The organism is Paenibacillus sp. FSL R7-0198, assembly GCF_038000415.1.
GTDB lineage: Bacteria > Bacillota > Bacilli > Paenibacillales > Paenibacillaceae > Paenibacillus.
The window spans coordinates 1,649,560-1,661,016 of record NZ_JBBOCB010000001.1 but is presented as its reverse complement, the minus strand read 5'-3'; the positions used below and the strand labels follow the sequence as shown (position 1 = coordinate 1,661,016).

Sequence of the window (11,457 nt, the reverse complement as noted above, 5' to 3'; positions counted from 1 at the left end):
TGTGCTATTTCCCGGCCAGGGAAGCCAGTATATCGGAATGTGCAGTGAGTTGTTGGAAAGTGAGCCGGAGGCGAATCAGATCTTTGCGGAAGCGAGCGAGGTGATCGGATTTGATTTGAAGGCACTCGTTATGGAAGGAACCCTGGATCAATTGACGGTCTCTGAATATGCTCAGCCTGCTGTACTGACAGCAAGCTACGTTTTATTTGATTCATTTGTTCGCCGAACAGGAATGACTCCAGATTATGCAGTAGGTCACAGTTTGGGGGAGATTTCGGCTTTAGTAGCGGCGGGAGCATTGCGATTTGCTGATGGAATCCGTTTTACAACTCAGCGTGGTGCGTTGATGCATCGCTCCATTCAGGAGCAAAAAGGAAGAGCGGGTATTGTTGTTGATGTAACCCAGGAAACGCTTGAAGAATTAGTCGAGAATATTCGTCAGAACGAGTATGTGACGATCTCCGGTTATAATTCACCGGGACAGTTTGTCGTCGCAGGTACTGCAAAGGGGCTTCAATTGCTGGATGATCAGGTGGATGGCTACGGTGGGGAATTCATTCCTTTTCGCATGATGCCAATGAAGGCAGATGCACCTTATCATAGCGAGTTGATGCAGTTCATTCAGCCTGAGCTTGAAGAGATGCTTGCAGGGATTTCCTTCTCTGCACCGGTGTTTCCCATCTGCTCTACAGTACATGGGGAGTTCATTCGTGGAGCCGAGGACATTCCTAAGCTGCTGAGCAGCCAGCTTTTGCAACCCATTCGCTGGAATCAGGCATTGGCACGTGTTCAAAATCTGGGAGCAACGGTATGGATCGATATCGGTCCAGGCCAGAGCGTAAGAAATATGCTGGCTGAAAATAAGACCTTGCCTGCAGCCTATTCGCTGGATGATCCGCAAGATCGGTCCAGGTTACTGGAGCGATATGAAGCAGTAAACCAGACAAGTGGGGGAGGCGATAAGGGATGATCACGGAGATGATGCAGTACAATCAGCGGGTGAAACAATGGCTGCCTGGAGGTGTGCACTATAATTTTCACCTTCCTTGGGAAGAGACGCCGCTCCATTTCAAACATGCTTCCCGAAGCAGAGTGACGGATATGAACGGCAACGAGTATTTGGATCTATATGCCCGCTTTGGTGCCCTCATTGTTGGCCACGGCAACGAGGAGTATAACGAGTGTCTGAAGGATACCATTGACCGTGTTCTTTCCGTAAGTCATTGCGATCTGGATGCAGAGGCTCTGGAACTGATCCATCAATATGTACCTTCAGCAGAGATGATTCGTTTTGGGTTATCAGGAACGGAGATTGTCCAGAATGCACTTCGTCTTGCCCGGGCGTGGACAGGTAAAAATCGCTTTGTACGTTTTGAAGGCCATTATCATGGCAATGCGGACAATATTATGGGTGGCAAGACTGCACGTACAGGTTTGCCTGTACCCTCAGACTATCCTGGTGACATGAAAGGAACAAAGGGGAGGGCAAGGGATGCCATGGAATCTCAATCCTACCTCCTGCCATGGAATGACGCAGCCCGTCTGGAGGAACTATTTCGCCAGCATGGAGACGACATTGCAGCAGTAATCATGGAGCCGGTTTGTGTAAATGGAGGCGGAGTCATGCCTGCTCCGGGTTATCTGCAAAAAGTCAGACAGTTATGTGACCAGTACCAGGTCGTGCTCATTTTTGATGAGATTATAACAGGATTCCGTATGGGACTCGGTGGTGCCCAACAGTTATTCGGTGTAACACCCGATCTGACTACACTTGGGAAGGCAATCGCCGGTGGCGGAGTTCCGGTGTCAGCCCTGGTTGGCCGAGCAGATATCATGAAGTTGCTTGTAGACAAAAAAGTAATTCATGCGGGTACGTTTAATGGCTATCCATTAGGTACAGCTGCTGTAAAAGCTACGCTGGAAATGTTAGGACGCAATGGAGGACAGGCGATGCACAGCATGAACCGCCACGCTGAGATGATGCATGACATACTCTGCCAGGAAGCAGTGAAGGTGGGTCTGCCTTTAATTGTTCAGGGGCCGTCCGGCTGTGCTTCTTATCACTGCTGCACGGAGCCGCTTACGGATACGGCTGATTATACGTTTGAATTGATGTCTTTTGATATTTTGCTAAATAGCAAGCTTGCTGAGCACGGTATTCTGGTATCTACGCTCTCGCGGATGTATCCGAATATCCTGCTTGATATGCAAGATGTTGCCTGGTTCAGTGAGCGTGTCCCTGCAGCACTTGCAGAAATGAAAGAGCTCTACGACGAGCTGGTCTGATGGTAGCTCAATACGGAGGTGATTAGGTATGCATAATCGACTCATTGCAATCATTGGCGCAGGGGTGATGGGATGCGCCACGGCACTGGATGTCGCGAGGGCTGGTTATCGTGTAATTTTGCAGGATATTTCGGCGTCGGTCATCGAACATGCCCCTGATGTTATACGTCGTGAATATCGTTCAGCTTGCTTTCTGAAGCAAGGGTACGGTCAGGTTCCCCTGGATCAGATCATGGAACGAATCTCGTTCCAGACACAAGATGAAGGTGTGGAAGAGGCAAGTATCATTATTGAAAATGTAACCGAAAACCTGGAGTTGAAAAAGGAAGTTTACGCACGCTTGTCCCACAAGGTTCGTCCGGATGCTTTATTTGCGCTAAATACAAGCTGTATTTCCGTGACAAAGCTCGCTTCATTTTTGCCTGACCCAGGTCGAGTCATTGGGGTGCATCTGATGAATCCGGTTCCCGTTAAATCCATGGTGGAGGTGATCAAAGGACATCATACAACGCAGGGAACGGAACATGAGATGGTAGCGTTTTTGGAAACTCTTGATAAAAGTCCAGTTGTCATAGAGGATCTGCCTGGGTTTGTCTCTAATCGCCTCTCGCACTTGTTAATGAATGAAGCGGCGTACATTGTACAGGATGGAATCGCTACACCCGAGCAGGTGGACGCCATTATGAAGAAGGGCTTCAATTATCAGATGGGGCCGCTGGAGACGGCGGATCTGATTGGTCTGGATACGGTCGTGCATTCATTGAAAGTATTGTACGACAGCTATCAGGACCCCAAATTCAGATGCTGTCCGATGTTGCAGAAAATGGTTGATGCAGGACAGTGGGGGCGGAAGACGGGTCAAGGATTCTATGCCTACTAAGATGAAGGGTGGCATGACCATGGAAAAGCTCAAGGATATCAAATGCATCGTTTGGGATCTGGACCACACCATATGGGATGGAGTTTTGCTTGAATCTGCAGATGTGCAACTGAAGCCGTGCTTAAAGGAGGTGATTGAAAAACTGGACCAGCGAGGTATTTTGCATTCTGTTGCCAGTAAAAATGATGCAGAGCTGGCTTGGACGAAACTAAACGAACTGGGCATCGCCGAATATTTTCTATATCCCGAAATCCATTGGGATGCGAAGTCTGTCTCTGTTCAGCGGATTCAGCAGAACATTAATATCGGTATGGATGCCATTCTGTTTGTGGATGATCAACCTTTTGAACTGGAAGAAGTGCAAAGTGTACATGCTGACATTCAGGTACTTCATGCGGATCAATATGAAACCATGCTTGATGACCCAAGGCTGATGCCCCGATTCATTACAGCCGACTCTGCGTGCAGAAGGCAGATGTATCAGGCGGATACGCTCCGTAAACAGGCTGAGGAACAGTATGAAGGACCTTCAGAACAATTTCTGGCTACGCTGGGCATGAAATTTTCCATCTACGAGGCTACTGAGGATGATCTTCAACGTGCAGAGGAACTTACCGTTCGCACCAATCAGCTAAATGCAACCGGAATTACCTACAGTTACGAGGAGCTGCATCAACTGATGACCTCGCAGGACCATATGTTATTGGTGTGTGAACTCGAAGACAAATACGGGACGTATGGCAAAATTGGGCTTGCACTTATTCACATGCAGCAGAAAGTATGGCGGCTAAACATGCTTCTGATGTCTTGCAGAGTGATGTCCAGGGGAGCAGGGAGTGTACTGCTAACGTATATCATGCGTGAAGCTCAGAAGCAGGGCAAACAGATGCTTGCGGACTTCAGGGATACCGGAAGGAACCGGATGATGAATATCAGCTATCGCTTTGCCGGTTTCAAGCAGCAATCTGCAGATCAGGAAGGAAGAGTACTGTTTCATCATGATTTGCAGCAGGCTGTAGAGTTTCCAGACTACATTGAGGTTTTAGTGCCCGAGGGGCAACATCAATAACAAGGGGGAAGGGCAGTGGATTATCGTCAGGAAATTCGGGAGTTTATCGGGAACAACCTCACCATGGATCATGAGGACGCTCAAATTAATGATAATGACAATTATTTTGAGCAGCGGTTCGTCAATTCGCTCTTTGCGATGCGTTTGGTGGACTTTGTAGAGCGTAGATTCCAGATTGAGATAGCAAATGAAGATCTGGATTTGGCGAATTTCTGCACAATTAACCGTTTGCATGATCTTATTGAGAGAAAGTTGACTGAGAAGGAGGCGGCACTATGATTACAGCTAATCAGGCATCCATTCGTCCAGTCACAAGTCCGGCAACCAGCCCGTCCAACAAATATATGTATTTGTTTTTGGGAATTTCCTTTGGCACATGTTATGGAATCGCAAGTTTGTTCATGTTCTTTGCGGATTTTATTGTACCCATAACAGGTGAGTTAACCCTGATGCATCCACTTGCGATCGTTGCTCTGTATTCACCTTCCATTGCCGGATTAATTACATGTTATGTGATGGGCGGAACGGAAGCATTAAAAGGAATGTTTATGAAGCTGGTTCCGCGCAGACAGGACCTGTTCTGGATACCGCTCATTATTGGAATTTCCATCATCTTTGCATCAACAATGCACTTTGGTTCCTTGTTATTCGGCATACCGGTCCCTGAGTTGACATATAGTGTACCTGAAATGATCTGGTTGGGGATTGTGAATCTGATCAAGGAGACGGGGCTGATTGGTGGGCTGTTTGGCTGGATCGGATTTTTGCTTCCATTCTTGCAAGGGAAGTTAAAAAATAATATAACAAGTGGTCTGCTTACCGGCCTGCTGTTCGGATTATGGGTGCTTCCGGGATACTTGATTTCCTCTTTTGGCACCTCAACCACTTACATATACTACGTTGTTCAGCTTATGGCATTTATCGTGTTCCAAAGTTATATCTTCAATGCAACCAAAGGTACACTTCTGTTTTATCTGCTTGCATTCTGGCTTGTAGCCACAGGAAGTCAAATTGATTTGTACTACTTTAATCCGCAAGTTCAAATTATGCAATTCTTCTTTTTTGTAATATCGGCTATTGTCATACATGTCATCTTCAAGCGTAAAAATGTGGATACTTCACTTCAGACATTCCCTGCATATGTTCTGGAAAGAAAGTAAGCCTGGTTATGGTGGTGGATAAGTGATGGAACCGATCTATTTGGAGCAGTTACAAAAGGGGGAGGGAAACAGACAAATAGTCTGTTTTCCTTATCTCGGTGGCAACTCCAACAGTTTTCAGCCCCTAGTGCCGTACCTTCCTGACACGGAAATTTGGGCGTTTACGCCCCCGGGTCATGGTCTGAACACCGAAACACCCTTGGAGCATATGCAGCAACTCGTAGAATTGTATACCAGCAAGCTGCTGGATGTTATAAAGCCCGGCAGTCTGTTATTTGGACATAGTCTGGGAGGAATTACAGCCTACTTCGTTGCACAGCGCTTATGTCAGGAACGTCCAGATGTAGCTAAAACGCTACGGCTTGTATTATCTGCCTGCAACACGCCTGACGAATGCGGGATGCAGAATTATGATCAGATGTCAGACGGAAATCTGATTGATCATCTGTTTTCCTATGAAGCTCTTCCGCAAGAACTGATACATGAAAAAGAATTATTGAATTATTTTCTGCCCGTCATCCGAGCGGATTTCAGGATGCTGGAATCTGCAGCAACGCTTGAATATGAGCCGCTCTCATTGCCGGTATTGTATCTGTGGGGAGAACGGGATCGTACCGTTACCCTTCAATCAGCGTTGAGATGGGGCCGATATTTTGAATCATCCATGAAGCTTCAAACCATCAAAGAGGGTGCTCACATGTTCATGATGCATCAACCTTCAACGGTGGCGCATTGTCTGACAAGCTTTATGACTCCAGATAAATAGGAACAACTTGTAGATGAGAGGAGCCATGTTCGTTTATGCTGCTACGAATGCTGAGAAACGATATAACGAGAAAAAAAGGGATTACGGCTGCGTTATTTATTTTTGTACTGCTGGCCGCCTTGCTGGTATCTTCGGGGTCACGAATGATTATGGAACTGACGAGTTCCATCCAATATCTATTTTCTGAATCCAAAACACCACACTTTGTGCAAATGCATGCCGGAGAACTCGATCAGGCCAAAGTGAACACATGGGCTGAAGAAAATGCCATGGTCCAGCAGCATCAGATTGTGGAAATGGTCAACATTGACGGCTCTAATCTGTTTCTCGGAGCAGAGTCCGAAAAGAACAGTGTTATGGACATTGACTTTGTTACACAGAATGAGGGTTTCGACTATTTGTTGAATCTGGACAGTGAGATTATTCAGGTGAACGATGGCGAGATCGCAGTTCCGGTATATTACATGCAGCAAAAAAAATTGAGCGTGGGCGACCAGGTTCGGATCGATAATGGTCAATTTGAGCGTTCTTACACCATCGTTGATTTTGTCCGTGATGCTCAGATGAATCCATCGGTTGTGCACTCCAAACGTTTTATTGTGAGTGATGGGAATTTGCAGGAACTGAAGCAGAGCATCGGAGAGATGGAGTATCTCATCGAATTCCGGTTGACGGATCCCGGACTGACGAGCGAATTTACCCAGGCTTACCAAAATGCCGGACTTCCTAACGCGGGTCCAGTCGTAACCTATGGGCTGTTCCAGGTACTGAATGCCATGACCGACGGAGTTATTGCAGCCGTTATTATTTTGGTCAGTCTTGTGCTGATTCTGATTGCCATGCTCTGCATCCGATTCACGATGCTTGCGACCATCGAAGAGGATTATCGTGAGATTAGTGTCATGAAGGCGATTGGGATCGCAGAGAAGGATATTAAGAGACTGTATCTGATGAAGTATGTATTTATGGCGGGATTTGCATCCGTGCTTGGTTACATTGCATCACTTGGCGTTAACAGACTATTTGTTTCCAACATCATGTTGTATATGGGAAAAGCACCTGCAACCCTGTTGCATTTCGCGATTCCGTTATTAGCTGCTGGAATAATATTTGCCATGGTTGTTCTGTTCTGTCGAACGGTACTGCGGCGTTTTCGTTCCATCTCCGCGGTGGATGCTCTCCGTACCGGGAGCCTGGGAGATACACAGATCATTCGAAACCGGCTCAGTTTGTCTCGCAATCGCTGGTCGTCCGTACCTGTCTTTCTTGGTCTGAAGGAAGTCATACAGCGAATCAAGATGTTCCGATTATTGTTGTTCGTCTTTGTAGTCAGTTCATTTATCATGATTGTGCCGGTCAATTTCCTGAACACTTTGCAGGCGCCAAGTTTTATCTCTTATATGGGTGTTGGACAAAGTGATATTCGCATTGACTTGAGGCACACAGATGATGTGGAGCAGCGTTATAACAATCTGGTTGCCCAGATCCAAAATGATAAAGACATCAAAACGTATTCCCCATTGGTGACAAGCCAGTTCAAGATTAAAAATGCGGAAGGAAGTTACGACAATCTGAGTGTAGAAACTGGGGATTTCAGTATTTTCCCATTGTCTTATGTTAGCGGTAATGCGCCAACAACCGAGAATGAAATTGCGTTATCTGATGCAAACAGTAGCGAGCTGCACCTGAAGACTGGTGAGCAACTTACCTTGCTGGTTAATGGCAAGGACCAGATGATGACGGTCAGCGGAATATACCAGGACGTTACGAATGGTGGGAAAACGGCGAAGGCCTTATTGCCCTACAACAAGGATAGTGTGTTGTGGTACGTGGTCAGTTTGGATCTGAATAATCGCGGGGACATGGCTACCAAAATTGCTGAATATGAGGCGGCTTTCTCGCCAGCCAAAGTAACCGATCTTCAAGGTTATCTGGATCAGACGTTAGGCGGAACCATCCAACAATTAAAATTGGTGACGATGCTGGCCTTGGTCATCGGTGTCTTCATATCTATTTTAATTACAGCATTGTTCCTCCAGATGTTAGTAGCCAAGGACAACAACGACATTGCTGTATTAAGAAGCCTTGGGTTTGCCTTGTCTAAAATCAAGTTCAAGTATGTCGTGATGTCACTTGTCATATTAATCTTAGGTGTTGTTACTGGAACGATATTGTCCAATACATTGGGTCCGTTGCTGGTTAGTGCCATTATGTCGACGTTTGGTGCTTCCAATATTGTTTTTGTTGTTAACCCGTTACAGGCATATATCTTGTGTCCATTGTTACTTGCAGGCACGATTGTACTGACAGCATGGATTAGTATCCAATCGATCAAGGAAACGAGCATATCCAAAATGATTGTCGAATAGGGAGGATCAACGATGACAACTATACTTGAGGCTAAAGACGTGAATAAATCCGTAGCGATCGGCGAGAATGAAGAACATAACATCTTAAAAGATATCAATCTTCAATTAAAAAAGGGAGAATTTGTTTCCATCATGGGGCCATCTGGCTCAGGCAAGTCTACCTTACTGTACAACATAAGTGGTATGGATCAGATTAGCGCTGGAAGTGTCTATTTTAATGGCAAAAAAATATCGGCATTTCAGGAGAGGGATCTGGCAAGTCTACGTTTGACCAAGATGGGGTTCATCTTTCAAAATATTCATCTGCTCAAAAATCTGAATCTATTAGACAATATCGTACTTTCCGCGTATCTGGCCAAAAATAGCAGTAGAGAAACGATTAATACACGGGCAATGTCATTAATGAAAAAAATGGGGATTGATGAGCTTGCTGGGCATAACATCACCCAAGCCTCAGGGGGACAGCTTCAACGGATTGCCATCTGCCGTGCGCTGATCAATAATCCAGATATTTTATTCGGCGATGAACCAACGGGGGCGCTGAATTCCAAATCAACGTATGAGATCATGGATATTCTGGGCGATATTAATGCAACAGGTACAACCATTCTGCTTGTGACCCATGATGTGAAAGTCGCTGCCAGATCGGAACGTGTACTGTTTATGATGGACGGTAAGCTGGTTGCAGACAGAAATATTGGAAAATATGCAAGAGAGCGTCAGGATCTAAAAACAAGGGAAAGCCATTTGGCGCAATGGTTGACTGAAATGGGGTTCTAAAAAAAGAACTTCATGACTACAATAGACCGACAGTCGGTCGAACGTATCGGAGGCCAGGATATGAGACTGATAAAAAACCCGGAAGAACGCAGGAACGAGATTTTGGATGCCGCCGAGATTCTGTTCGTAACAAAGGGATATACCAAAGCTACGGTCATGGATATCCTTCAGGCGTGCAACATTGCCAAGGGTACATTTTATTATTATTTTCAGTCCAAGGAAGAGGTTATGAACGCCATCGTTATGCGTTTTATTCTGAGCGGGGAGGCATCGGCCAGACACGTGGTGTCCGATCCCAAACTGAATGCCCATGACAAAATTTTTCGCATCATGATGGCGCAGAATCAGCCAGACGGCAGAAAACATGATCTCATCGAGCAATTGCACAGTGTTCATAATGTGGAGATGCACCAAAAGAGTCTTGTAGAGACGGTAATTCGATTAAGTCCCATCTTGGCCGAGGTGGTAGAGCAGGGCATTCAGGAGGGGGTATTTCATACACCTAACCCAAAGGAATCCATCGAGTTCTTGCTTGTATCGTCACAATTTTTGCTGGATCGAGGCATCTTTCAATGGGAGGAGGAAGAACTCCAAAAAAAGGTTGAAGCATTCACACATATTATGGAACGTGTGCTGGGAGCAGAAAAAGGAAGCTTTGCCTACGTCACTCGTCTTTATTTTCCGAATCAAGGTTAGCCGAGAAAGGAGTATCATCCATGGAACATACCGTTCAAAAATCATTTAAAAAGTTTCTGGTAGTATGGTTCGGTCAGCTCATCTCTATGATTGGGATTGGACTGACAGCCTTCTCCCTGGGGGTGTATGCCTTCGAAAAAACGAATACGGCAACAAGTGTTGCATTGATTACCTTATTCACGTTTCTGCCGAATATCCTGCTTCGACCTATTGGAGGGGTACTGGCAGACCGATTCGACCGTCGAACGATGATGATTATCGGCGACCTGGGGTCGGCAGCCGGTTTGATTTTCATTCTGTCGATTATGCTCACAGGTGATATCCAATTATGGCATATCTATGTGGGAGTGGCCTTTAGTTCCGTGTTTTCCGCGCTGCAGAGCCCGGCATATAAGGCCTCTGCTACGGACCTGCTGGATAAGGATCAGTTCTCGAAAGGAAGCGGTCTTGTACAACTGGCTGAATCCTCGAAGTTTCTGTTTTCACCCATCATTGCGGGCATTCTGCTTAGTATAACAACCATTGAAGTCATTCTGGTCATTAATATTCTCACATTCCTGGTTGCCATTCTGGCTGTGCTGGTTATTCGGAAGAGCATGAAGGTGGAGCGAGAGGATCAAGAAGACAAAAACTGGATCACCGATATGCAAGAGGGCTGGAGGGAAGTTGTAACCAACAAGGGAGTACTGTTGCTGGTGGTGATTATTTCACTTGTCACCTTTTATCTGGGATTCCTGGAGACACTCATTGGTCCGATGCTTCTGTCATTCACGGATGCAAAGACACTTGGAACGTTTCAGTCTGTTAGCGCCATCGGCATGCTGATTAGCAGCTTGTGCATCGGCATATTTACAATAACAAAGAGATATGCAAGCGTGCTTGTGATGGGTCTGATTTTGTGCGGTTTGTCCTTTTCGCTTCTGGGGATATCCACCAACATTTATTTTATTATCTTCGCAGGTTTTCTGTTCCTGTCATCGCTGCCGTTTGTCAATATGAGCGCAGATGTGCTGGTGCGAAACAATATCGCCAACGATAAGCAGGGCAGGGTATGGGGAATCATTGGTATTCTGTCACAACTCGGGTTTATTATCGCGTACAGTTTGGCTGGATTTCTGGCCGACCATGTGTTTAATCCGTTGCTGATGGAGGGGGGAGCACTGGCTTCGTCTGTTGGTCAAATTATTGGAACTGGGCCAGGCAGAGGTATTGCCTTTCTGTTTATCATCGCGGGTCTGTTTGTTATTCTGATCGCAATAATTACATCCCGTTTGAAAATGATCAAATCTCTGGAGCAGAGCCCAGATATAGCGGCTCCATCCGATGTTGGCGGGTTGGCACACGATTAATTCAAATCCAACAGCGTAAGCCCTTGTCCGCAGCAGCGTGCGATGCTTCTTCTGTACGAAGAAGTTATTCACACGATGAGCAGACAAGGGCTTTTTTTTGTG

11 protein-coding genes are annotated in these 11,457 nt (G+C 46.1%); all 11 read left to right on the top strand.

What is annotated here, in order from left to right; all coding sequences use genetic code 11:
• The first annotated feature begins 1 nt into the window (after position 1).
• The 11 genes from MKY87_RS07135 to MKY87_RS07085 are packed head-to-tail and all read left to right on the top strand — an operon-like array spanning position 2 to position 11,355.
• Complete coding sequence (locus MKY87_RS07135; protein ID WP_340963519.1) at positions 2–970, top strand: ACP S-malonyltransferase; 969 nt, start codon at positions 2–4, stop codon at positions 968–970.
• Entirely contained in the window at positions 967–2,286 is a 1,320-nt protein-coding gene (locus MKY87_RS07130) for an aspartate aminotransferase family protein (RefSeq protein WP_249912112.1), read from the top strand. Before MKY87_RS07135 ends, MKY87_RS07130 begins: the two co-directional genes overlap by 4 nt.
• Before the next feature lie 28 nt (positions 2,287–2,314).
• Positions 2,315–3,166 (top strand): 3-hydroxyacyl-CoA dehydrogenase family protein, encoded by an 852-nt coding sequence (locus MKY87_RS07125; RefSeq protein WP_100526999.1) that lies wholly within the window; start codon positions 2,315–2,317, stop codon positions 3,164–3,166.
• Positions 3,156–4,235: an HAD-IIIC family phosphatase gene (locus tag MKY87_RS07120; RefSeq protein ID WP_339790064.1), complete on the top strand. Its 1,080-nt coding sequence runs from the start codon at positions 3,156–3,158 to the stop codon at positions 4,233–4,235. Before MKY87_RS07125 ends, MKY87_RS07120 begins: the two co-directional genes overlap by 11 nt.
• A gap of 15 nt (positions 4,236–4,250) precedes the next feature.
• Positions 4,251–4,514 (top strand): acyl carrier protein, encoded by a 264-nt coding sequence (locus MKY87_RS07115; protein ID WP_091028302.1) that lies wholly within the window; start codon positions 4,251–4,253, stop codon positions 4,512–4,514.
• Entirely contained in the window at positions 4,511–5,395 is an 885-nt protein-coding gene (locus tag MKY87_RS07110) for a hypothetical protein (RefSeq protein ID WP_338588050.1), read from the top strand. The genes MKY87_RS07115 and MKY87_RS07110 overlap by 4 nt, the downstream gene beginning before the upstream one ends.
• 25 nt (positions 5,396–5,420) lie before the next feature.
• On the top strand, positions 5,421–6,161 hold the full coding sequence (locus MKY87_RS07105) for a thioesterase II family protein (protein ID WP_338588049.1): 741 nt from the start codon (positions 5,421–5,423) through the stop codon (positions 6,159–6,161).
• Positions 6,162–6,208: 47 nt separating this feature from the next.
• Positions 6,209–8,530: an ABC transporter permease gene (locus tag MKY87_RS07100; RefSeq protein WP_340963516.1), complete on the top strand. Its 2,322-nt coding sequence runs from the start codon at positions 6,209–6,211 to the stop codon at positions 8,528–8,530.
• A 12-nt stretch (positions 8,531–8,542) separates the two neighbouring features.
• Positions 8,543–9,310: an ABC transporter ATP-binding protein gene (locus MKY87_RS07095; protein ID WP_017687160.1), complete on the top strand. Its 768-nt coding sequence runs from the start codon at positions 8,543–8,545 to the stop codon at positions 9,308–9,310.
• A 60-nt stretch (positions 9,311–9,370) separates the two neighbouring features.
• Complete coding sequence (locus MKY87_RS07090; protein ID WP_133385585.1) at positions 9,371–10,006, top strand: TetR/AcrR family transcriptional regulator; 636 nt, start codon at positions 9,371–9,373, stop codon at positions 10,004–10,006.
• Between the two features lie 20 nt (positions 10,007–10,026).
• A complete protein-coding gene (locus tag MKY87_RS07085; protein ID WP_338588046.1) occupies positions 10,027–11,355 on the top strand; it encodes an MFS transporter in 1,329 nt (442 codons plus the stop codon).
• The last annotated feature ends 102 nt before the right edge of the window (positions 11,356–11,457 follow it).

What these genes read in the sequence shown, in the direction of transcription:
- MKY87_RS07100 (WP_340963516.1), top strand. Translation starts at nt 6,209, where the DNA reads ATGCTGAGAAACGATATAACGAGAAAAAAAGGGATTACGGCTGCGTTA.
- MKY87_RS07105 (WP_338588049.1), top strand. Translation starts at nt 5,421, where the DNA reads ATGGAACCGATCTATTTGGAGCAGTTACAAAAGGGGGAGGGAAACAGA.
- MKY87_RS07120 (WP_339790064.1), top strand. Translation starts at nt 3,156, where the DNA reads ATGCCTACTAAGATGAAGGGTGGCATGACCATGGAAAAGCTCAAGGAT.
- MKY87_RS07110 (WP_338588050.1), top strand. Translation starts at nt 4,511, where the DNA reads ATGATTACAGCTAATCAGGCATCCATTCGTCCAGTCACAAGTCCGGCA.
- MKY87_RS07095 (WP_017687160.1), top strand. Translation starts at nt 8,543, where the DNA reads ATGACAACTATACTTGAGGCTAAAGACGTGAATAAATCCGTAGCGATC.
- MKY87_RS07090 (WP_133385585.1), top strand. Translation starts at nt 9,371, where the DNA reads ATGAGACTGATAAAAAACCCGGAAGAACGCAGGAACGAGATTTTGGAT.
- MKY87_RS07130 (WP_249912112.1), top strand. Translation starts at nt 967, where the DNA reads ATGATCACGGAGATGATGCAGTACAATCAGCGGGTGAAACAATGGCTG.
- MKY87_RS07085 (WP_338588046.1), top strand. Translation starts at nt 10,027, where the DNA reads ATGGAACATACCGTTCAAAAATCATTTAAAAAGTTTCTGGTAGTATGG.
- MKY87_RS07125 (WP_100526999.1), top strand. Translation starts at nt 2,315, where the DNA reads ATGCATAATCGACTCATTGCAATCATTGGCGCAGGGGTGATGGGATGC.